General features: G+C 71.5%; 18 protein-coding genes. 15 read left to right on the top strand and 3 right to left on the bottom strand.

Going from position 1 to position 20,919, the window contains the following annotated elements:
• Window positions 1–13 precede the first annotated feature (13 nt).
• Window positions 14–2,536 carry a LuxR C-terminal-related transcriptional regulator gene (locus JNB50_RS23730; RefSeq protein ID WP_208042562.1) on the bottom strand — a complete coding sequence of 841 codons (2,523 nt, stop codon included), beginning with the start codon at window positions 2,534–2,536 and terminating at the stop codon, window positions 14–16.
• Window positions 2,537–2,722: 186 nt separating this feature from the next.
• Between JNB50_RS23730 and JNB50_RS23725 the strand changes: the two genes are divergently transcribed.
• Both JNB50_RS23725 and JNB50_RS23720 read left to right on the top strand, forming a co-directional pair.
• Window positions 2,723–4,420: an amidohydrolase gene (locus JNB50_RS23725; protein WP_208042561.1), complete on the top strand. Its 1,698-nt coding sequence runs from the start codon at window positions 2,723–2,725 to the stop codon at window positions 4,418–4,420.
• Window positions 4,421–4,506: 86 nt separating this feature from the next.
• Window positions 4,507–5,898 (top strand): APC family permease, encoded by a 1,392-nt coding sequence (locus JNB50_RS23720; protein WP_208042560.1) that lies wholly within the window; start codon window positions 4,507–4,509, stop codon window positions 5,896–5,898.
• A 102-nt stretch (window positions 5,899–6,000) separates the two neighbouring features.
• On the opposite strand, the gene JNB50_RS23715 is transcribed toward JNB50_RS23720, so the two are convergent.
• Entirely contained in the window at window positions 6,001–7,485 is a 1,485-nt protein-coding gene (locus JNB50_RS23715; protein ID WP_307794855.1) for an MFS transporter, read from the bottom strand.
• Window positions 7,486–7,573: 88 nt separating this feature from the next.
• Between JNB50_RS23715 and JNB50_RS23710 the strand changes: the two genes are divergently transcribed.
• The 9 genes from JNB50_RS23710 to JNB50_RS23670 all read left to right on the top strand — a co-directional run bounded on the left by JNB50_RS23710 (window position 7,574) and on the right by JNB50_RS23670 (window position 14,582).
• A complete protein-coding gene (locus JNB50_RS23710) occupies window positions 7,574–7,963 on the top strand; it encodes a MarR family winged helix-turn-helix transcriptional regulator (protein WP_208042559.1) in 390 nt (129 codons plus the stop codon).
• Between the two features lie 10 nt (window positions 7,964–7,973).
• Complete coding sequence (locus JNB50_RS23705) at window positions 7,974–8,951, top strand: zinc-binding dehydrogenase (protein WP_208042558.1); 978 nt, start codon at window positions 7,974–7,976, stop codon at window positions 8,949–8,951.
• Between the two features lie 386 nt (window positions 8,952–9,337).
• Window positions 9,338–9,817, top strand: coding sequence for a hypothetical protein (locus JNB50_RS23700; protein WP_208042557.1), 480 nt, complete (start codon window positions 9,338–9,340; stop codon window positions 9,815–9,817).
• Between the two features lie 102 nt (window positions 9,818–9,919).
• Entirely contained in the window at window positions 9,920–10,396 is a 477-nt protein-coding gene (locus tag JNB50_RS23695; protein ID WP_208042556.1) for a hypothetical protein, read from the top strand.
• A gap of 79 nt (window positions 10,397–10,475) precedes the next feature.
• The gene (locus tag JNB50_RS23690) at window positions 10,476–10,826 is read left to right on the top strand and encodes a PadR family transcriptional regulator (RefSeq protein ID WP_208042555.1); all 351 of its coding nucleotides are present in this window, start codon (window positions 10,476–10,478) and stop codon (window positions 10,824–10,826) included.
• Entirely contained in the window at window positions 10,823–11,803 is a 981-nt protein-coding gene (locus tag JNB50_RS23685) for a hypothetical protein (protein WP_208042554.1), read from the top strand. Before JNB50_RS23690 ends, JNB50_RS23685 begins: the two co-directional genes overlap by 4 nt.
• 159 nt (window positions 11,804–11,962) lie before the next feature.
• On the top strand, window positions 11,963–12,187 hold the full coding sequence (locus JNB50_RS23680) for a 4-oxalocrotonate tautomerase family protein (protein WP_208042553.1): 225 nt from the start codon (window positions 11,963–11,965) through the stop codon (window positions 12,185–12,187).
• A 41-nt stretch (window positions 12,188–12,228) separates the two neighbouring features.
• Complete coding sequence (locus JNB50_RS23675; RefSeq protein WP_307794854.1) at window positions 12,229–13,815, top strand: LuxR C-terminal-related transcriptional regulator; 1,587 nt, start codon at window positions 12,229–12,231, stop codon at window positions 13,813–13,815.
• A 98-nt stretch (window positions 13,816–13,913) separates the two neighbouring features.
• Window positions 13,914–14,582, top strand: coding sequence for a phosphatase PAP2 family protein (locus JNB50_RS23670; protein WP_208042552.1), 669 nt, complete (start codon window positions 13,914–13,916; stop codon window positions 14,580–14,582).
• Between the two features lie 106 nt (window positions 14,583–14,688).
• Here JNB50_RS23670 and JNB50_RS23665 read toward each other — a convergent pair whose 3' ends face one another.
• Window positions 14,689–15,570, bottom strand: a complete 882-nt coding sequence (locus JNB50_RS23665) for a PhzF family phenazine biosynthesis protein (protein ID WP_208042551.1) — start codon at window positions 15,568–15,570, stop codon at window positions 14,689–14,691.
• Window positions 15,571–15,704: 134 nt separating this feature from the next.
• On the opposite strand from JNB50_RS23665, the gene JNB50_RS23660 reads away from it, so the two are divergent.
• The 4 genes from JNB50_RS23660 to JNB50_RS23645 all read left to right on the top strand — a co-directional run bounded on the left by JNB50_RS23660 (window position 15,705) and on the right by JNB50_RS23645 (window position 20,859).
• Window positions 15,705–16,928 (top strand): SfnB family sulfur acquisition oxidoreductase, encoded by a 1,224-nt coding sequence (locus JNB50_RS23660; protein ID WP_208042550.1) that lies wholly within the window; start codon window positions 15,705–15,707, stop codon window positions 16,926–16,928.
• 14 nt (window positions 16,929–16,942) lie between these two features.
• Window positions 16,943–18,343, top strand: a complete 1,401-nt coding sequence (locus JNB50_RS23655; RefSeq protein ID WP_208042549.1) for an LLM class flavin-dependent oxidoreductase — start codon at window positions 16,943–16,945, stop codon at window positions 18,341–18,343.
• 133 nt (window positions 18,344–18,476) lie between these two features.
• Window positions 18,477–19,964 carry an APC family permease gene (locus JNB50_RS23650; RefSeq protein ID WP_208042548.1) on the top strand — a complete coding sequence of 496 codons (1,488 nt, stop codon included), beginning with the start codon at window positions 18,477–18,479 and terminating at the stop codon, window positions 19,962–19,964.
• 46 nt (window positions 19,965–20,010) lie between these two features.
• Window positions 20,011–20,859, top strand: coding sequence for a glycosyltransferase (locus JNB50_RS23645; protein WP_208042547.1), 849 nt, complete (start codon window positions 20,011–20,013; stop codon window positions 20,857–20,859).
• The last annotated feature ends 60 nt before the right edge of the window (window positions 20,860–20,919 follow it).

Genomic DNA, 20,919 nt, shown 5'->3' with positions numbered 1-20,919 from the left:
ATTTCTCCCCCGTTCAGAGCAGGCCGAGTTCGCGAGCGCGCCGAACGGCATCCGCCCGGCCGCTCGCCCCGACCTTCGCGTAGATCGACCGCAGGTGCGTCTTGACGGTGTTGATGCTCACGCTGTGCTTGGCCGCGATCTCCAGGACGGTCTGGTGCAGCGGGAGCTCCCGCAGGAGGTCGCGCTCGCGCGTCGTCAGGCTCTTCTGCGGGGCGCGGCGGCCTTCGGGGGCGATCCCGACCGCGGACGCGGCCTCCAGGACGGAGGCCGCGAACGCCTCCGAAGCCCCGAACGTCCCGCGCCGTTCCGCCACCAGCCGCACGAACGCCTGGCGCGCGAGGAACGGCCTCCTGGCGCGCATCCGCTCGGCCAGGGCGAGCGCCTTCGACAGGCGCAGGCGTGCTCGTGCCTCGTCTCCGCTTTCGGCCGACCAGTGGGCGAGCAGCAGCCAGCCGACGACCAGGTTCGTGCCCTCGAGGACGCGCGAACCTCCCGAGAGCGCGCGTTCGAGGGCTGCAGCGCCGGAGTCCTGGGCGACCGTGCCCTCGCGCAGGAGTGCGGCCGCGAGGACGGAGCCGAGGCTGTCCGGCCCGAGCGCGGTCGTCAGCTGCTCCACGTAGTCGCGCGCGACGCTCCGGCCCCGATACAGGAGCGCGAGGTCGAGGAACCGGAAGGCGCCGAGCGCGATGGTCTCCGGCCGGCGGCGCAGGCTCACCGCGAACAGCTGCTCCATCTCCTCGAAGACCGAGCGCGGGTCGGCGCCGCCGTCGAGCCGGAAGAGCAGACGCAGAGCGCGGGGAGCGAGGACACCCACCGCGTCGAGTGCCCGCCATTGCGCGTTGATGATGTCGTCGAGCTGCGAGAGGCGGAACGGCTCGCACGACCGATAGGCGGCTGCGGCGGTGCGCAGCAGGGCGCTCGCGTCGACGAGGCTCTCCGGTTCGGCCGATCGGCTGCCCAGTCGGGCGATGCGGCTCTCGAGGATGCCGACCAGGGGCCAGTTGGAGAGCGCGTTCGCCGCGTTCGCCGCCGTGTCCAGCGCGAGCAGCTCGAGCCATGGCAGCTGGGATTCATCGGCGCTGTCGGCTGCGGCGACTGCTCGCGTCAGAGCGCGCTCGAGGCGACCGGTCGACAGCTCGACCCTGGCTCTGGCGGCCTCGGCGAACAGTCGGGCGTCCAGAACGGCGAGCGGGCCGCCCCCGCCGGCCGGATGCTCCGCGGTCACCGCTTCCGCCGCCTCCAGCCGTGCCAGGGCGCTCGCGAGTTCGGGTCCGGTGCTGGCATGGAGCGCGTGGAGCGCGGCCACGACGAGGTCGCGCTCCGGAGAGCGCGGCGCGCCCTCGTCCTCCGCGAGGGCCAGGAAGTGATCGACGCGGACGGACTCCGCCAGTTGCGGTGAGGAGACGAGGGCGCCGAGGAGCCCGGTCGTCGCGGTGAGCACACCGCGGTCCTCCAGGTGCGCGAGGGAGCCCCGGACGCTCAGCGTGGATCCCCGGAAGACCAGGGCGAGGCCGAACCGTCGCAGCAGGTCTTCGACCAGCTCGGAAGAGTTCGATCGCTGCGCCTGATCGAGCGCAGCCTCGATATCGCCCTCGGCGACGTGCCACTCGGCGGCGACGCTGTGCAACCGCAGGAGCCCGATCGCGTCCCGGGCGATGAACTCGGTCAGGACGCCGTCGCGGAAGGCCGGTTCGAGGCGGGAGCGGGCGTGCGGCTCGGAGCGGGCGGCGCCGGCCGTCCGGCCGACGAGCCCCGACCCGAAGCCGATCCGTTCGAGGGCGGCGATGGCGTCCGGGCGTCCGCTGAGGACCGCGGCGAGCTCGGCGTCGAACTCCGGCACAGTGGACAGCGCCAGGAGGAGCTGGGACTGCGCGGGCGCGAGCTCGTCGAGCAGGAGGCGGGCGAGCACCGTGGTGAGGCTCTCCGGGGAGGAGCTGATCGCGGAGAGCGCTGCCGCGCGGTCGCGGGAGCGGGCGATCGCCTCCGCGGCGAGTGCGAGCGTGGCGGCCCTCCCCTCTGCGCGGGCGACGAGCGAGAGGAGGGCGGGCCGGGGGAGCTCGACGCCGCGGGAACGCAGCAGCTCGTCGGCCTCGTCCGCACGGAACGCCAGCTCGCCGGCGCCGACGGCGACGGCGGGCCGCCCCTCAGCCGTCGCGAAGGGCACGAGGGGGACATCGCGTCCGCTGAGGACGACGGCACCGGAGGATGCGGTCACGTACTCCACGAGCCGCTCGCGGCCGGTCCGCGCGCGCACGGCCTCGATGGAGTCGACGACGACCGTGCGACCGTCGCCGGAGGCGGCGTGCGCGTCGAGACGGGCGATCCAGTCGGTGTCAGTGGCGGCGTCGAGGTACGCTCGACGGCCGGCGTCCTCGTCGCACCAGGAGCGCAGCAGCGTCGACTTGCCGGTGCCTGCAGGGGCGGTGACGACGATCACCGCGGAGGCGCGCTCGCCGCGGTCGAGCAGGTCGATCAGGCTCCTGCGCAGCACTGTCCGCCCGCGCGATTCCCACGTGTCTCCTGAGAAACGGACCATGCGACCTCCAGCGACGGGTTCCCGTTCTACGCGTCGACCCACCGGCTGTGGCGGGCCAGGTGCATAGACCGGTTGGTTCACTATCACCTCTTCCGGGTGAAATCGCTCGTCTTGACATTCGGAGGGAAGGCGTGGAACACTGCTGGAATTATTTGACACAAGTGTCAAAGAATTCCTTCACCGTCGATGGGAACCACCGTGACCGCACCGCAGAACACCGACCTCCTCCTCACCGGAGCACGCGTCCGCACGTTCGACGACGCCGGCCCCTGGGCAGAAGCGGTCGGTGTGACCGACGGCCGGATCAGCTACGTCGGCCCTGCCGCCGACGCCCCCGCGGCCCGCGAGACGCGCGATCTCGGCGGCGCGCTGGTCACGCCCGGCATCATCGACAGCCACAACCACCTCCTGCTCGGCTTCGACCCGGACGCGGTCAGCCTGGAGGGTGCTGAGACGCTGGAGGAGGTGCGCCGACGCATCCGCGACCTCGCCGACCGTCGGCCCGACCTCGACTGGATCTGTGCCGAGAACGCGGTCTACTCGGTGGTCACCGGCCGCCGCCCGAACGCGGCCGACCTCGCCGGCCTCACCGACCGCCCGGTGTTCGTCACCACGTACGACCAGCACTCGGTCTGGCTCAACGACGCGGCCCTGCACGCCCTCGGCATCGCGTCGGGAGGCGACATCCCGTGGGGGAGGCCCGAGCGCGACGAGCACGGGGAGCCCACCGGGTGGGTCACCGACTTCTACACCAGCGCGATGACGACTGCCGGGCTCGCGGGACTCCAGCGCGACATCCCGATGTACTCGCCGGAGCGCCGCTACCGCAAGCTGCTCGGCAGCCTCGCGCTCGCCACCGCGAGCGGCATCACCACGGTCGTCGAGCCGCAGGTGCCGCTCGCCGAGCTGGGCCTGTTCGACAGGGCGCGCGACGCCGGGCTGCTCTCGTCGCGCGTCATCGCGGCGCTGTTCCACCCGATCGACGCCGACGCCTCCTTCCGGAGCGAACTGCGGGAGGCCGTCGACGGCGCGACAGCGAGCGACCTGCTGCGGTTCGGACCGGTGAAGCTGTACGCCGACGACGTGATCGAGCCGCACACCGCCTGGATGCTCGACGACTACGCCAACCGGCCAGGCCACCGGGGTCACCCCTCCGCACCCGTGGGGGAGCTGACCCGCATCGTCACCGAGCTCGACAGGCTCGGCTTCCAGACCCACACCCACGCGACGGGCGACGGCGGCATCCGGCTCGCCCTCGACGCGATCGAGGCGGCTGCGCGCACGAACGGCACGCGCGACCGCCGGCACGGGATCGTGCACGTCGAGTGCCTGCACCCCGACGACCTGCCCCGCTTCGCCGCCCTCGGCGTCACCGCGGCGATGCAGCCGCGGCACTGCTCGCCCGACCTCGTCGCCGGCACCTGGATGGAGAACATCGGCGAGCAGCGCTGGGACCGCGCCTGGCGCTTCCGCTCGCTGATGGCCTCCGGTGCACACGTCGCGCTGTCGAGCGACTGGCAGGTCGGCGAGATGGACCCGCTGGTCGGCCTCTACTCGGCGCTGACGCGCGCCGGACTCGACGGCGGCGACGCGTGGACGCCCGCCGAGCGCCTCGGCCTCGACGACGCCCTCCGCGGCTACACGCGCGAAGGCGCCTGGGCCTGGCACGCGGAGGACGACCTCGGCGTGCTCCGGGTCGGAGCGCGCGCCGACGTCGTCGCCTGGTCGGACGACCTGTACCAGCACGAGGGCGACCCGGCCGCGCTGCTCGACCAGCGCGCAGCGCTCACCGTCGTGGGCGGCGCGATCGTGCACGACGCCGACCGCGACGCGCCCGTCCCCGAGCAGCACGGCGCCCTCGCCCACTGCTCCGCCGCCCACTGACCCGGCCTCGCTACGACTCTCGGCCGTCGCCCCCGGCCGGACCGACCGTCCCGTCCTCTCCCGCCGCCGCGAAAGGATCCACCCGAATGTCCCAGCTCGACCCCTCCATCGCTCCCGCCCGCTCGGCCGAGACGCCGAGCGATCTGGAGGCCGCCGGCCTGCGCCGCAGCCTCACCCTGCGTCACATCGTGTTCCTCGGGCTCGCCTACATGGCGCCGCTCGCGGTCTTCGACACGTTCGGGATCGTCGCCGACATCACGCACGGGCACGTGCCGCTGTCGTACCTGCTGGTGCTCGTCGCCGTGCTGATCACCGCGCTCAGCTACGCGAAGATGGTGCGCTTCTACCCGCGGGCCGGCTCCGCCTACACCTACACGCGGGAGGCGATCAACCCGCACCTCGGGTTCCTCGTGGGCTGGGCGGCGACGCTCGACTACCTGCTGCTTCCGATGATCAACGCGCTGCTGTCGGCGATCTACATGACGGCGGCGTTCCCGGAGGTGCCGTCGTGGGTGTGGATCGTGTCCACGATCGTCGTCTGCACGGTGCTCAACCTCATCGGGGTCCGGATCGCGGCCAAGGTCAACGTCATCCTGGTCGTCATCCAGGTGGTCGTCGCCGTCGCGTTCGTCGCCTTCACGATCAAGAACATCGCGGAGGGCGCGAACGGCTCGTCGTTCTCGCTGACGCCGTTCTTCTCATCGGGGATCGATGCCGGGGCGATCGTGTCGGGCGCGGCCATCCTCGCCCTGTCGTTCCTCGGCTTCGACGCGGTGAGCACCCTGGCGGAGGAGGCAGAACACCCGCGCAGGGACATCCCGCGCGCGATCCTCATCATCGTCGGCGTCGCCGGGCTGTTCTTCGTCAGCGTCACCTACGTGATGCAGGTGCTGTTCCCCGACGTGTCCGCCGTCGGCAACATCGTCGGCGCCTCGCCGGAGATCGCGAAGTACATCGGCGGCGCCGCCTTCCAGGCCGTGTTCATCGGCGGCTACATGGTCGCCGTGCTGGGCTGCGGGATCACCCAGCAGATGAGCGCGGCGCGTCTGCTCTACGCGATGGGCCGCGACGGTGCGCTGCCGCGGAAGTTCTTCGGGCGGCTGAACCGGGCGGGCGTGCCGGCCGGCAACGTGCTGCTGATCGCCGCGCTGGCATGCTCCGCGGTGTTCCTCGACCTGAGCCGCGCGGCCTCCCTCATCAACTTCGGCGCGTTCGTGGCGTTCATCTTCGTGAACCTGTCGGTGATCTTCACCTACGTCCGCTTCGTGAAGGAGCGTGGCTGGAGGGCGGCGCTCGGGTTCGTGGTGCTGCCGGCGCTCGGAGTGGCGATCAACATCGCCCTCTGGTTCAGCCTGGAGCCGAGCGCGATGGTCGTCGGCGGGGTGTGGGTCGCGCTCGGCCTCGGCTACCTGCTCTGGCGCACCAGGTTCTTCCGGGTCGCGCCGCCTGCTCTCGCTGGCCCCGTCGAGCAGCGCTGACGCGCCTGGGAACCCTCCCACCCAGCACGAGGGGCACGTTGTTGTCCCCTTCGCGACGCGAAGGGGACAACAACGTGCCCCTCGGGAGCAGGCGGCGCGGGTCTACGGTTCGGTCACGAAGGCGGCGCGGCGGCGGCGAGCGCGACGGGGCAGCGCTGCGATGACGAGACCGGCGACCGCCAGCCCGGCGCTCAGGTAGAGCCCGGGGCGGTAGTGCGCGAGCTGCTCGGCGAGGGCGGCGGAGCCTCCCGCTCCCGAGCCGGCCGGGCCTCCCGCGATCAGCGCGGTGGTCACCGCCAGAGCGAGCGCTCCGCCGACCTGCGAGCTGGTCTGCACGAGACCGGCCGCCAGGCCCTGCTCGTCGTCGTGGACGCCGGTCGTCGCCTGCACCTGGATGGCGGGGAAGCCGATCCCGAAGCCGACGCCGAGCAGCACGACGGGCGGCAGCACATCCGACCAGTACACGGGCGCGGTGCCGAGTCGCAGGAACAGCAGGTAGCCGGCCGAGAGCGAGCCCAGGCCGATGATGATCAGCACCGTCGACCCGAACCGGTCGATCAGGCGGTCGGTGAACGGGGCGCTCAGCACGACGACCAGTCCGGTGGGCAGCAGTGCGAGCGCCATGGCCAGCGGCGACCAGCCGAGCACGTCCTGGAGGTAGAGGGTGAGCACGAACTGGAACGAGACGTACGAGCCGAAGAGCGTGATCGCCGTGAGGTTGGCCCGCAGAACGGAGGCGACCCGGAAGATCCCGAACCGGATCAGCGGGTGCCGCACCCGCAGCTCCAGCACGACGAACGCAGCCAGCAGCGCCCCGGCGACGACGAATCCGAGGATGGTCTGCGGTGAGCCCCAGCCGGCGCCGGGTGCCGACACGACCGTGTAGACGAGCAGCAGCATGCCCGCAGCGAGGAGGACAGCTCCCGGGATGTCGTGGCCGGCGCCGCGCTCGCGGCGGTCCTTCGGCACGAAGAAGAAGCCGAGCACGAGGGCGAGCACCGCGAGCGGCACGGAGAAGAGGAACGTCCAGCGCCAGCTGAGTGAGGTCATCAACCCGCTCATGATCAGGCCGAGCGAGAACCCGCTCGCGGCGAACGTCGTGAAGATCGAGATGGCCTTGTTGCGCTCGGGGCCCTCCTCGAAGTTGGTGGTGATCAGCGAGAAGGCGGCCGGAGCCGTGAAGGCGGCCGCCACGCCCTTGACGAAGCGGCTGGCGATGAGCAGCCCGGCATCGGCGGAGAGGCCTCCGGCGAGCGAGGCGATGGTGAAGACGCTCAGCGCGACCAGGAGCACCGTGCGGCGACCGAGCAGGTCGGCCAGACGGCCGCCGAGCAGCAGGAGGCTGCCGTAGCCCAGCACGTAGCCGGAGACGATCCACTGCAGGGCGCCGGGCTCCAGGCCCAGCTCCTTGCCGATGGAGGGGAGGGCGACGCCGACCATGGAGACGTCGAGACCGTCGAGGGCGATGACGATGCAGGTGGCGAAGAGCAGCAGCCAGCGGGCGCGGCTCCAGGTGACGCGAGTGGATCCGGCGGGCGTCGCCGGCGGCCGGACAGCGGGGCGGGAGGCGGTATCGGAGTTCAGCACCCGGCAAGTCTATGACACGGAATAGATTGTGTCAGCAAAGTATGCACATTCATCTAATTCGCATGAAAACGCGCGTATCATTGCAGCCGTGAACGAACCGGTCGACATCTCGGCCCGCTGGCGAGAGCTGCAGGGCCTCTACCTCAGCACGGCGGCGGAGCTCGAGCGCACCCTCCAGCAGGGGCACCAGCTCGGTCTGAGCGAGTACGAGGTGCTCGACCTCGTCGCCGGCTACGCGAACGAGTCGTGCACCATGCGCAACCTCGTCGACCTCACGCCGATGACCCAGAGTGCCCTCTCCCGGATCGTCGAGCGGCTGGTGAAGGCCGGCCTCGTCGAGCGGAACACCTGCGACTACGACCGCCGTGCGCTCTTCGTGGGCATCACGGCCGAGGGCGCGCGCGTGCACGACGACGCCAAGCGCGCGTACGAGGGGATGCTCGAGAAGGCTCTCGCAGGGGCGGGCGTGCCCGCTTAGGCTGGAGGCTATGCGCGCGATCGTCCAGGAGGAGTTCGGCGACCCGGCCAGGGTCCTGAAGGTGGAGGAGCGGCCGCTCCCCGAACCGGGGGCGAAACAGGTGCGCGTGCGCACCGTGCTGTCGCCCATCCACAACCACGACCTGTGGACCATCCGCGGCACCTACGGCTTCAAGCCGACGCTCCCCGCGGGGGCGGGAACCGAGGCCGTCGGCATCGTCGACGCGCTCGGCGAGGGCGTGGAGGGGCTCGCGGTCGGGCAGCGTGTGGTCACGGGCGGCACGTTCGGCGTCTGGGCGGAGGCTTTCATCGCCCCGGCCGGCGCACTGATCCCCGTGCCGGACGGGCTGAGCGACGAGGTCGCCTCCCAGCTGGTCGCGATGCCGTTCAGTGCCCTCAGTCTCCTCGACTTCCTCGAGGTGAAGCCGGGGGAGGTCGTGCTGCAGAACGCGGCGAACGGCGCGGTCGGCCGGCTGCTCGCCCAGTTCGCCCTCGAACGCGGCGAGAAGGTCATCGGCCTGGTCCGCCGCCGGCACGACGCCGACGCGCTGGCCGCGCAGGGCATCCCGAACCTGGTGGCGACGAGCGACGACGACTGGCGCGACCGGGTGCGCGCCCTCGCCGACGGCGCGCCGATCGCGGTCGCCGTCGACTCGGTCGGCGGGGAGTCGAGCGGCGACCTCCTGTCGCTTCTGTCGGAGAACGGCACCCTCGTGTCGTTCGGCGCGATGGGAAGCGACGGGATGCAGCTCTCGTCGGGCGACCTGATCTTCAAGCAGGCGACGATCAAGGGATTCTGGGGCAGCAAGGTGAGCGCGGCCATGGCGCCGGCGAAGCGGGGCGAGCTGTTCGGCGAGCTGATCCGCGCCGCGTCGACTGGGGCGATCACCCTCCCAGTGGAGGGCGTGTTCGGGTTCGACCAGGTGCGCGAGGCGGTGGAGGTCGCGGCGCGGTCGGGCCGCACCGGCAAGGTGCTGCTGCGACCGTAGGGCGCGGAGCGGGGCCGGTTGGCAAGTCCGGAGGTCTCGGCCGCTACGCCGCCGAGATGCCCGTTCCTCCGGAGATCCCGCCCGTCAGCGGCCGGTTCTCCGGAGTTCCGGACCGGCGCGGAGGTCGCGCGTGGGGTCCGTAGATACGGAGATGTGGCTGGTCGGGCGCGAAATCTCCGGAGTTCCGGACCGGCGCGCGGCGTGTCGCCGGCGACCTCCGGAGTTGCGCGCGGCGCCGCCGCCCGTGTCGCCCGATTTGGGGGACAAATTGCTGTCCTCCAAACAACCTACAGACCGTTCTTTCTAGCTATGCTCCTCACTGACGCATCGCAGCGTCGCCAGCTACAGCCTTTTGCACCGACCCGACGCAAGCGGAAGGACGTACCATGACCCAGCCCTTTGGCGCCGTCGACCCTGAGACGGCAGCGGAGCGCGCACACGTGCTCCTCGAATCCGAGATCACCGCGCGACTCGACGCCGTGCGCGAACTCGCCAGGCGACTCAACGGCCTGGATGCCGCCATCGCCGACTACCTGTCGGCCTGGCAGAGCGCCACCCGAGCCGGTTGGACCGACAGCACGCTCGCCGACATCGGCCTGCGCGCTCCGGAGTCCCTGCCGACCCCGAGCGGTCGCCGAGCCGCGGACGCCGGCGCGCCCGCCGCACCGTCCCCGTCCGCTCCATCCGCGTCCGCTCCGACGCTCGCTCCGGTCGTAGCGCTCACCCCGCCTCCCGCGCCGCCGTCGACCGTGACCGCACCCGCGTTCGGTCCCGCTCCGACGCTCGCCTCGGTGGCGCCGCTCTCCGCGCCGACGGCGCCGACCGCGGCGGCCTCCACCTCCGTGGTCTCGACCCCCGTCAACTGACGCGCCGCCCGGTCCTGACGGGCGACCTCCGCGAGACCACGCGCACACGCGCGCCCGCACCACCCACCCGATGACAGCCACGTCTACCCGAAGGACACGTCTGTGAACACTCTGCCCGCCTACGATCGCGCCCACGACGACGCGCAACGGCTCGCCCGCCGCCACGAGCGCGACCTGCACTGGGCGAAGGAGCGCCGCCGCCAGCAGGAGCGCGAGATCGCCGAGGCCGCTGCGCTGCTCGCGGTCCCTGCGCTCACCCTGGCGCGGCGCACCGTCGTCGTCTCCGTGGTGCTGCTGGCGCTGACCGGGGTCGCTCTGGACCTCGTGCTCAACGCCGGACTCACCCCCGGCTGGCTGCTGATGGCCAGTGCGGTGGCGGGAGTGGCGGTGCTGGCCGTCGTCATCGGCGCCGCCGTCTCGTTGCTCGGCATCCGCTCGCGCCGGGCCGCCGCCCGCACAACGCTGCACTCGCGCGACGCGCGGCTCTCGCACACCCAGTACCACATCCATGAGAGCGTGCACTCGTTCATCGACTCGCACGTGGAGGTCGTCAACACCCGACCCGCCAACGTGGCCTGAGCACTCCGCCTGCGCTCCGCCTTCGCCCTTCGGCGGCAGGCGGCTAGCAATAGTCATCCAGCATGAGTATCATGCTCGCATGACCATCGAACTCCGCGAGCCCTCCTTCCTCGTCCTCGCCGCCCTCGCCGATGGCCCGAAGCACGGCTACGCGCTCCTCACCGAAGTGGCCGACCTCTCGGACGGGCGGATCACGCTGAAGGTCGGATCGCTCTACGCGATCGTCGAGCGGGTCGAGAGCGCCGGGCTGGTCGAGCACGTGCGCGACGAGGTCGTCAACGGGAGGCTGCGGCGGTACTTCGCCCTCTCCGACTCGGGGCGCGAGCGCCTCGCCGAGGAGGCGACCCGACTCGAAGAGAACGCCAGCCGGGCGCGCGAGCGGTTGCGCCGACGACCGGGGACCACGATCGCCGGGGCGGTGAGTCGATGACGCGGGAGCTCGAGGCGCGGTACCGGGCGGCACTGCGCTGGTATCCGGAGTCGTGGCGACGACACAATGCCGACGCCGTCGTCGGGATGCTGCTGGACGGAGCCGACCACGATGGCCGCACGGAGCCCGCGCCCGGCGAGCTGACCGACCTGGTGCTTCGCGGCCTGGCGGCTCGCGCCGCGGTGGTCCTCCCGGCCGGCGTGCGCTCCGGGGCGGCGACACTCGCGTTCGGCTACGGGTTCGCCTTCTCGCTCGTCGCATTCTGGAGCAGCTGGTGGGCGCCGTTCTCCCGCTACCGGTCGTGGCTTCGGGAGACGACGCCCGACGTGAGCACCTTCGGGTCGTTCCTCAGCCCAGGAGTGGTGCTGACCGTGCTGTGGTCGGCAGCGCTGGTGCTGTTCCTCATCGGCTCTGGCCGCGCGTCGCGCGTGGTCCTTGCGGTGAGCGGCGTCGTCGCGATGCTGCTGCCGTCGGCGAACGCGCTCGTCCCGGGATGGGACGGTCCGAGCGCGACGAATCTGGTGTTCTTCGCCCTCGCCGCCTTCGTCGCCGCCTCGGCCGTGCCGAGCCGGCGTGCGCTCGTGATCGGTGTCCCGCTCTGGATCCTGCTCTTCGTCGGTGTCTACGCGTGGAACGCGATGCTGACCCCGGACATGCCGTCCGACCGCCAGTTCTGGTATGTCTTCGCAGCACGCGTCCCGCCCGCCGTCGTGGTCGCGCTGCTGATCGTCGTCGCGATCGTCCTCCTCCTGCTGCGCCGGCCCGGGGCCGTGGGCGTCGTCGCGCTTGCCGCCCTCCCCTGGACGGCCGGCTGGTATCTGGCGACGATCCGCGACAATCCGAGCGGCGCGATCGGCTGGGGTGTGGCGACGGTTTTCGCCTGCACCCTCGCGGCGGTGCTCCTCCTGGCGCTGCACCGCTCGGGTGTCCGGATCGTGGTCGAGCGCCCGCGCATCGCGGCGCGCAAGGCGCGCTAGCACGACCGCACCGGATCCGGAGCAGCCGCCATGGCCCGTTCGGGCCACCCCGACCCCGAGGAGAGATGGCCGTTTCGGCCGACGATTCCCGCGCGCCGTCCTGCGACCGTGGAGCAAACACTCCCGACCGGCGGGAGTGACGGAGGAGGAGGCGGACCGATGCCGCTCATCAATGTCAAGGTCATCGAGAACGTGTTCACCGCGGATCAGAAGCAGGACATCATCCGCGCTCTGACCGACGCCATGGTCACGATCGAGGGGGAGAACATGCGTCCCGTCACGTGGTGCGTGGTCGAGGAGGTGCGGAGCGGCGACTGGGGCATCGCCGGCAACCCGCTGACCACGAACGACGTCAAGTCGCTCGCCGCGGGAGTCGCGGTCTGACGCTGTTGCCGTGGCCCGCTCCACGGGCGAAGCTGAAGCACGTGATCAAGTCTCCGGAACGTGCTTCGGCCCTCGACGCCCTGAGGCGGGGAGCGTGGACCGAGGCCGTTCGCGGGTTCGAGGCGCTTCTGGATGAGACCGAGGCGCCAGAGGCTCGCGAGGGCCTTGCCCAGGCGTTCTGGTGGCTCGACGACGGCGACGCGTGTCTGGCGTCGCGCGAGGCCGCCTACCGTGGGTACCGCGAACGCGGTGATGACGTCGGTGCCGCACGGGCCGCGACGTCGCTCGCCTGGGATGCGGTGCTCTTCGGGCAGGGTCCGGCGGTCGCGAGGGGCTGGTACGCCCGCGCAACGGACCTCCTGAAAGACCTCCCCATCCGCGCGGAGCACGGCTGGCACGCGGTGCGCGGTGCCGAGCTCGCGCTCACTCTGGACGACGACACTGACGCAGCACTGGCCGCGGCGCGGCGTGCTTCCGTGATCGGGAGGGACACGGCCGATGACGATCTGGCGTTCGCCGGACAGGCATACGCGGGCCTGGCGCTGGTGATGGCTGGCGAGGTGGACGACGGGATGCGACTGCTCGACGGAGCGGTGGCGGCCGCGACGGCGGGCGACGTCGTCGACCCGATGTGGATGGGCAAAATCTGCTGCTGGCTCATCGTCGCGTGCCGCCGATCGCAGGACATCGAGCGTGCGGCCGACTGGTGTACTCGGGTCGAGGCGATGAGCACGGTCCGAGACCTCACCCCGCTCACGTCGGTGTGCAGGATCCAGTACGCGTCAGTCCTCGTCTCGCGCGGCTCGTGGGCGGATGCCGACGCCCAGCTGCGTCGGACGCTGGACACGCTCGCCGGCTCCCGCCGGGAGTCTCGCGTCGAAGCGGTCGCCGAGCTCGGCGAGCTGCGGCGCCGCCAGGGTCGGCTCGTGGAAGCGGAGGCGCTTCTGCGGCAGGCGGAGTTCTTCGGGCCGGCGGTCATCAGCAGGGCGCGCCTCCGGATCGACCGGGGCGAGCCGGACGGGGCGTGGATCGAGCTGTCCGGGCTCCTCGACGCGATCCCGCCGACCAACCTGCTCGCCCGTGCGGCCGTGCTGCCCGCCGCGGTCGATGCGGCTGTGGCGATCGCCAAGGGGGACGATGCGCGACGGCTCGCAGACGAGCTCGAGGCCATCGCCCGACGTGTGTCGACCGACCCGCTGCGGGGTTTCGCGGCAGCCGCGGCGGCGTCCGTCTCCTCTGGCACGCCCGCGCTGATCTGGTGGCGCGAAGCGGTGCGGATGTTCGCAGTGTCCGGGCTGCGCTACGAGGAGGCGCAGAGCCGGCGGTCCCTCGGCATCGCTCTGGCGGCCCTCGGCGACGCCGCTGGAGCCGCGGAACAGCGGGACACCGCCCGGACGATCTTCGCGGAGCTCGGGGTTCATTCGTCGACGGACGCGACGGATCTCACCGCGCGGCAGCGCGAGGTGCTCCGCCTCATAGCGCGTGGACGGACGAACGCCGAGATCGCCCGCGAGCTGACGGTCAGCGAGCACACCGTCCATCGGCACGTCGCGAACATCCTGACCAAGCTCGGCCTCGGGTCGCGGGCGGCCGCCGCCGCATATGCTGCGCAGTCGCACCTGATCTAGCGAGCCTGTGAAAACACTCAGGTTCGGCCGCCTCTCTTAGAAGTTGCTGAGCCGTACAGTGTTTGACTGGTGGTTCCGCTCGAGAGGAGTCTCCGCCCGTGAAGCCAGCCCAGCTCCGCATCCCTCGTCACTGGATCGTCTGGACCGTGGTCCTGTTCGCCCTGACCTTCGCGCTCGGCTTCGCGGCCAAGTGGATTCCCGCTCTCCGGATGGAGTCGCTCGGCGCCTCCATCAACCGGGTGAACTCGCCGTTCCTCGACAAGATCGCTCTGCTGCTCGACAAGATCGACCAGGTGACCGTGGTCGGTGTCATCCTGGTCATCGTCTTCATCATCCTGCTGTTAGTGAAGGGCTGGAGGCTCGCGCTCGGCACCGTGGTGGTGACCGGTCTCGGCTGGATCACGACGCTGGTCGTGAAGACCGTCGTCGCCGAACCGCGCCCGACCACCGCCGGCCTGACCCATCTGCTGCACGTGAACCCGGCGACCCTCAGCTACCCGAGTGGTCACGTGGTCTTCGCAGCGGCGCTGGTGACGGCGCTCGCGATGGTCTGCCGGGGAACTCTCGCGCGCACGATCGTCCTCGTCGTCGGTGCACTCTTCGTGCTCCTCGTGATGTGGTCGCGGCTCTACGTGGGCGTGCACTACGGCTCGGACGTCGTGGGCGGCGTGCTCAACGGCGTCGCGGGCGTGCTGCTGTTCGCCGGGCTCTGGAACCTGGTCGCCTCCCGCGTCTTCGCCGGCCGGGGCCGTCGCGTCGCCGCGTAGCGCCCCCGCGGCACCACGAGTCACGAGATTCGTGACGAATGTGCCGATTCGTGCCACGAATCTCGAGATTCGTGACGAATGTCGGTGACCCTCCGGGGTGCGAGGCTCAGAGGTAGAGCGTGCCGGCGGCGGCGACGACGCCGGAGCCGGTCAGCGTCACGCGCGCGCCATCGACGGTGACGGTCAGCAGGCTCGGCCTGCCGAGCGCGCGGCCCTGCTCGATGCGCACCGGCTCGCCGGACGCGGCGACACCGTCGCGCACCAGCAGGGCGGCCAGCGGACCCGCGGCCGTGCCGGTCGCCGGGTCCTCCGCGATGCCGACCGTCGGATTGAAGAAGCGTGCGTACGCGTGGCGGCCGGCGCCCGCGTCGAGCGTGTAGACGTAGCAGCCTTCGCCGCCCGCGTGCGCCAGCAGCGTCGCCAGTGCTGCGCTGTCGGGCCGGGCCGCATCCACCGCGGCGACCCCGGCCACACGCACGAGGAGGTGCCCTGCGCCCGTCGAGCCGACCTCCGGCACCGATGACGCGACGACATCGTCGACCGCAAGCCCCAGCGCCGCCGCGAGCGCTGCGACATCGACCGGGGGCGTTCCGGGGAACACTGGCGGCGACTGCCGCATCGACACCACCGGCCGGCCGTCCCGCGCGCGCGAGACCGTGACCTCCAGGAGGTCGTCCCCGATCTGCTGCAGGTAGCTGTCGCGGTCCGGGTCGAGCCGCCCGGACCCGGCCAGCCAGATCCACGCGCCCATCGCGTTGTGGCCGGCGCCGCCGACCTCCACCCCCGCCGGGGTGAACGAGCGGAGGCGCACCGCGGCGCCGGCCGCGGTCGGGGCGCACAGGAACGTCGTCTCCGACTGGTTGAATTCACGCGCGATGGCGCGCAGCTGCGGCTCGGTCAGCTCATCGGCGTCGGGCACGAGCGCGAGCGGGTTGCCCTCCAGGGCGCGCTCGGCGAACACATCGATCCAGAAGAACGGCACGTCCATGCGCCCATAGTGCCTCACCGCGCTCGCGTCCGGCTCACGTTACGGCGCATTGCAGCCGGGCCGCAGGAGGCCCGCTCCGGACGATAGCGTTCTGCGCAACGGAACCCGTCCCGAGACCCTCCCGAGGTAGCAGCATGCCCAGCGACACCGCCGTCAGCCCCGCGATCGCCCGCCCGTACGCACCGGCGCACGTGATCGCCTCCGATGCGGAGGCGCGCGCAGCCGCCCGCGACTTCGCCGAGACCGTGCGTCCCTACGCGGCGCAGATCGACGCCGAGCGGCGCATCCCGATCGAGGTCGTCGACGCGTTCAGCGCGACCGGACTCTGGGCCATCACCATCCCGCGCGAGTTCGGCGGCGCAGAGGTCTCGCACGCGACCCTCGCCGACGTCATCGCGACCGTTTCGGCGGTGGAGCCGTCGCTCGGGCAGATCCCGCAGAACCACTTCTGCCTCGTGGAGGACATCCGACTCTCCGGAACGCCGGAGCAGAAGGCCTTCTTCTTCGGGCTGGTGCTGTCGGGCGCCCGCTTCGCGAACGCGTTCTCGGAGGCCGGAGGCAAGAACGTGGCCGAAATCCAGACCCGGCTCGTCCGCGACGGCGACGAGGTCGTGGTCAGCGGCCGCAAGTTCTACTCCACCGGCTCGGCGTACGCGCACTGGATCCCGGTGCTGGCCGTCGATGAGGACGGCCTCGAGCAGCTGGTCTTCACCGAGCGCGACTCCGAGGGCCTCACCGTCGTCGACGACTGGTCGGCGTTCGGACAGCGGGCGACCTCCAGCGGTTCGGTGGTGCTGGAGGACCTCCGCGTGCCGGTCGAGCGCGTCTTCCCGATGCACACCGAGTACGAGAACCCGACCATCGCCGGTCCGTTCGCCCAGCTCACGACCGCCGCTGTCGATCTCGGGATCGCGCGCGGCGCCATCCGCGAGACGCACGACGCGGTGCGGGCGGCGCGGCCCTGGATCGACAGCGGCGTCGACTCGGCGACCAAGGACCCGCTGACCCTGGAGCGTCTGGGCCGCCTCGACATCGACCTGGCCGCAGCGGAAGCGCTCACCGAGAAGGCGGGCGAGGCCATCGACGCGGCCAAGCCGGCGGCCGACGAGGCCAACGTGGCCGCGGCCTCCATCGCCGTCGCCCGCGCGAAGGTGCTCACCACCGAGCTGTCGCTCGAGGCCTCCACACGCCTGCTGGAGCTGGGCGGCACGCGCTCGGCCCTCGGTGCGAAGGCACTCGACCGCTACTGGCGCAACGCGCGCGTCCACACGCTGCACGACCCGGTGCGCTGGAAGCCGGTCATCATCGGCGACTACGCGCTCAACGGCACGCTGCCCGCGCGGCACTCCTGGATCTGAGCGGCGACGACGGCATGGCCCAGCAGATCCGGCTCAACGCGTTCACGATGAACACGGTCGGGCACCTCTCGCCCGGCCTCTGGCGGCACCCGCGCGACGAGTCGCGGCGCTACCTCGACCTCGACTACTGGATCGAGCTCGCGCAGACCCTGGAGCGCGGCCTCATCGACGCGGTGTTCCTCGCCGACGTGCTCGGCGTCTACGACGTCTACGGAGGCAGCAGGGATGCGGCGCTGCGCGGGGGAGTGCAGGTGCCGGTCAACGACCCGCTGCAGCTCATCCCGGCGATGGCCGCGGCGACCGAGCACCTCGGGTTCGGCGTGACCGCCAGTGTCTCCTTCGAGCACCCGTACCCGTTCGCCCGCCGGATGTCGACGCTCGACCACCTGACGAACGGCCGCATCGGCTGGAACATCGTCACCTCTTACCTGAACAGCGGTGCACTGAACCTCGGCGTGAGCGGCCAGGAGGCCCACGACCGCCGGTACGAGATCGCCGAGGAGTACCTCGAGGTGGTCTACAAGCTCTGGCAGGCCAGCTGGGACGACGACGCGGTGGTGGCCGACCCGGTCACCGGCGTCTACGCCGACCCGTCGCGGGTGCGGCCGATCGCGCACGAGGGCGAGTTCTTCCGCGTCCCCGGCATCCACCTCAGCGAGCCGAGCCCGCAGCGCACGCCGTTCCTGTTCCAGGCCGGCGCCTCGGCGCGCGGCCTCGCGTTCGCGGCCAAGCACGCCGAGAACGTCTTCGTCGCCGCGCCCAGTCGTGCCGTGCTGACCAAGCAGGTCGCCGGGCTCAGGGAGGCCGTCGCCGCCGCCGGCCGCGACGCCGCCTCCGTCGCCGTGATCAACCAGCAGACCGTGATCGTCGCCGAGACCGACGCCGAGGCCCAGCGGCGGCTGGAGGAGTACCTGGAAGTCGCCTCCACCGTCGGCGCACTGACCCTGATGTCGGGCTGGACCGGCATCGACTTCAGCACCCTGGACCCCGACGCGGTGCTGCGCGACCAGGACTCCAACGCCATCCAGTCGGTGGTCAAGGCCTTCAGCGCGGCCGACCCCGACCGCGAGTGGACCGTGCGGGAGATCGCCGAGTATGCCCGCATCGGCGGCGACGGCCCCGTGATCGCCGGCTCGGCCGCCACCGTGGCGGACGCGCTCGAGGAGTGGGTCGACGAGACAGGCGTCGACGGCTTCAACCTCGCAGCAGCAGCCGTGCCGGAGACCTTCGAGGGCGTCGTCGACCTGCTGGTGCCCGAACTGCAGAAGCGCGGCCGCTACCAGACCGCGTACCGGCCGGGGACGCTGCGCGAGAAGCTCGGCGGGGCCGGTGCACGACCGTCGGAGCCGCACCCCGCCGCGCGCATCACGCTGGGCGAGCCGGTGAGCGAGCCGCTGGGCGCGCCGGTCGGCTGACGCCTCGTCGCCGGCCGCCACGCGGACGGCGGACACATTCGGTAATCCATCGCGACACGGGACGTCCGGCGTCGCTAGTCTCTGCTCCACCCGTCCCGCCCCGCTTCCTTCTCCCTCCCCGAAAGAGCCCCTCATGGCCATCGAAGACCAGACCAGCGCCGCCCCGGCGCCCTCCACGGCTCCCGCCGCATCCGCCGCTCCGACCCGCTCGCGCCTGCGCGGCAACCTCGGCGTCGCCTCGATCGTGTTCATGGTGGTCGCCGCCGCGTCGCCGCTCGGCGTGATCGGCGGACCGGTGCCGCTCGGCATCGCCATCGGCAACGGCACCGGCTTCCCGTTCACGTTCGTGATCGCGACCGTCGTGCTGCTGCTGTTCGCCGTCGGGTTCACGACCATGACCCCGTACGTGAAGTCGGCCGGCGCCTTCTATTCGTACGTCGACCGAAGCCTGGGCCGCGCCGCCGGTCTGGGCACCGGGTTCGCCGCACTGCTGTCGTACATCACCCTGGAGGCCGCGGTCTTCGGGCTCATCGGCCCCGGCGTGAACTCCCTGCTCGGGTCGTACGGTGTGCCCAGCCTGCCGTGGTGGATCTACGCGGCCGTCGCGTTCGGCGTCGTCGTGTTCCTCGGCTACCGCAACATCGAGCTGTCGGGCCGCGTGCTCGCGGTGCTGCTCGTCGCCGAGGTGCTCATCGTGCTCGTGCTCGACGCCGTCATCGTCTTCGGCGGCAACACCCCCGAGGGCCTGTCGACCGGGATCGTCACGCCGTCGGCGATTCTGTCGGGCGCGCCGGGCATCGGCATCCTGTTCGCCATCCTGAGCTTCATCGGCTTCGAGGCGACCGCGGTGTTCCGCGACGAGGCGCGCGACCCCGACCGCACCATCCCGCGCGCCACCTACCTCTCGCTCGTGCTCATCGGCGTGTTCTACGCACTCTCCAGCTGGGCGCTGATCAGCGCGGTCGGCGACTCGAAGGCCGTCAAGACGGCGACGGACCACGGCGGCACACTGCTCGCGGACGTCACGCAGCAGTACCTCGGCACGGTCGGCGAGCACATCATCCAGGTGCTGTTCGTCACCAGCCTGTTCGCGTGCATCCTGTCGTTCCACAACATCGTGTCCCGGTACGTGTTCACGCTGTCGGGCCGCTCCGCGCTGCCGCAGCGTCTCGGCCGCGCGCACTCCCGCCTCGGCTCCCCGCACCGCGCGTCGGTCGCGACCGGCGTCGTCGTCGGGGTGCTGCTTCTGGTCGGCGTGGTGACGGGCCTCGACCCGATCAACCAGTTCTACACGTGGCTGGCCGGCTTCTCCTCGGTGGGCATCGTGCTGCTGCTCGGCATCACGAGCGTGGCGGTGCTGGTGTTCTTCGCGCGCAACCGCGGAACCGGTGTCTCGCTGTGGCGACGCGCGATCGCGCCGGCGCTCGGCCTCCTCGGCCTGCTGGTGTTCCTCGTGCTCATCCTCCAAAACCTGCCGACGCTGGTCGGCGGCAGCCTCCCCCTCGCGATCGGGATCGTCGTGCTCCTGCTGGCCGCCTTCGCGCTCGGACCCGTGGTGGCGCGGCTCCGGGCCCACGCGGGTGTCGCGGCCGACGACGAGGAGCCTGCGCCCCGCGCCTGACCGTCGACCCGCGTGACGAATCGGCGGCGCGGCGGTCTACCGAGGTATGGATGATCGCACGCCGCCTCTCACCGATGTCTCGGTGGTGGTCCCGACCTTCAACGAGGCCGGGTCCATCGCGGAGCTCCTCCACCGGCTGTCGCTGCTGCTCGACCCGGAGCGCAGCGAGATGCTGGTCGTCGACGACTCGACCGACGACACGGTGCGGGAGGCCACGGCCGAGGCCGAGCGCCTGCCGCACTCCATCCGGATCATCCACCGTCCACACCCCGACGGGGGACTGTCCGGCGCGGTGATCGCCGGGATGCGGCTGGCGGCGCGGCGCTGGGTGGTGGTCATGGACGGTGACCTCCAGCACCCTCCGGAGGCCGTGCCGCTGCTGGTCATCACCGGCCGGGAACGTGACGCCGGGATCGTCCTGGGCTCCCGCTACTGCGCAGGAGGTCGCGCGTCGGGACTGGAGGGCCGCTTCCGTCACGCCGTATCGTCCGCGAGCACGGTCGCCGCCCGCGCGCTCTTCCCGCGTCGGCTGCACGGGTGCAGCGACCCGATGTCGGGATTCTTCGCGGTGCGCCTCGATGCGCTCGACCTGGACGCGCTGCAGCCGCGCGGCTTCAAGATCCTGCTGGAGGTGTTGGTGCGGCACCGCCTCACCCTCGTGGAGGTGCCGTACGACTTCGGCGCGCGTCACGGCGGCGTCTCGAAGGCGTCGCTGGCGAACGGCGGCGCCTACCTCCGCCAACTCGTCGCGCTGCGCCTGCACCGCACCCCCCCACTAGCCCCCGCAACATTCGTCACGAATCACCACATTCGTGCCACGAATCCCGACATTCGTCACGAATGTGGGCGCCTCACTCCCACGCGCGGTCCGCAACATTGGTCACGAATGTCGTGATTCGTGCCACGAATCGCGACATTCGTCACGAATGTGCGCGTGCCACACGCGCGCGCGGTT

The sequence above is a fragment of the Leifsonia sp. TF02-11 genome (assembly GCF_017565305.1).
Lineage (GTDB): Bacteria > Actinomycetota > Actinomycetes > Actinomycetales > Microbacteriaceae > Leifsonia.
The sequence above is the reverse complement of the archived record's forward strand: the minus strand, read 5'-3'. Positions and strand labels throughout refer to the sequence as shown.

Excerpts from the sequence above, each read along its gene's own strand:
- JNB50_RS23730 (WP_208042562.1), bottom strand. The coding sequence starts at position 2,536 with ATGGTCCGTTTCTCAGGAGACACGTGGGAATCGCGCGGGCGGACAGTG.
- JNB50_RS23725 (WP_208042561.1), top strand. The coding sequence starts at position 2,723 with ATGGGAACCACCGTGACCGCACCGCAGAACACCGACCTCCTCCTCACC.
- JNB50_RS23720 (WP_208042560.1), top strand. The coding sequence starts at position 4,507 with ATGTCCCAGCTCGACCCCTCCATCGCTCCCGCCCGCTCGGCCGAGACG.
- JNB50_RS23705 (WP_208042558.1), top strand. The coding sequence starts at position 7,974 with ATGCGCGCGATCGTCCAGGAGGAGTTCGGCGACCCGGCCAGGGTCCTG.
- JNB50_RS23700 (WP_208042557.1), top strand. The coding sequence starts at position 9,338 with ATGACCCAGCCCTTTGGCGCCGTCGACCCTGAGACGGCAGCGGAGCGC.
- JNB50_RS23690 (WP_208042555.1), top strand. The coding sequence starts at position 10,476 with ATGACCATCGAACTCCGCGAGCCCTCCTTCCTCGTCCTCGCCGCCCTC.
- JNB50_RS23685 (WP_208042554.1), top strand. The coding sequence starts at position 10,823 with ATGACGCGGGAGCTCGAGGCGCGGTACCGGGCGGCACTGCGCTGGTAT.
- JNB50_RS23680 (WP_208042553.1), top strand. The coding sequence starts at position 11,963 with ATGCCGCTCATCAATGTCAAGGTCATCGAGAACGTGTTCACCGCGGAT.
- JNB50_RS23665 (WP_208042551.1), bottom strand. The coding sequence starts at position 15,570 with ATGGACGTGCCGTTCTTCTGGATCGATGTGTTCGCCGAGCGCGCCCTG.
- JNB50_RS23660 (WP_208042550.1), top strand. The coding sequence starts at position 15,705 with ATGCCCAGCGACACCGCCGTCAGCCCCGCGATCGCCCGCCCGTACGCA.
- JNB50_RS23655 (WP_208042549.1), top strand. The coding sequence starts at position 16,943 with ATGGCCCAGCAGATCCGGCTCAACGCGTTCACGATGAACACGGTCGGG.
- JNB50_RS23650 (WP_208042548.1), top strand. The coding sequence starts at position 18,477 with ATGGCCATCGAAGACCAGACCAGCGCCGCCCCGGCGCCCTCCACGGCT.
- JNB50_RS23645 (WP_208042547.1), top strand. The coding sequence starts at position 20,011 with ATGGATGATCGCACGCCGCCTCTCACCGATGTCTCGGTGGTGGTCCCG.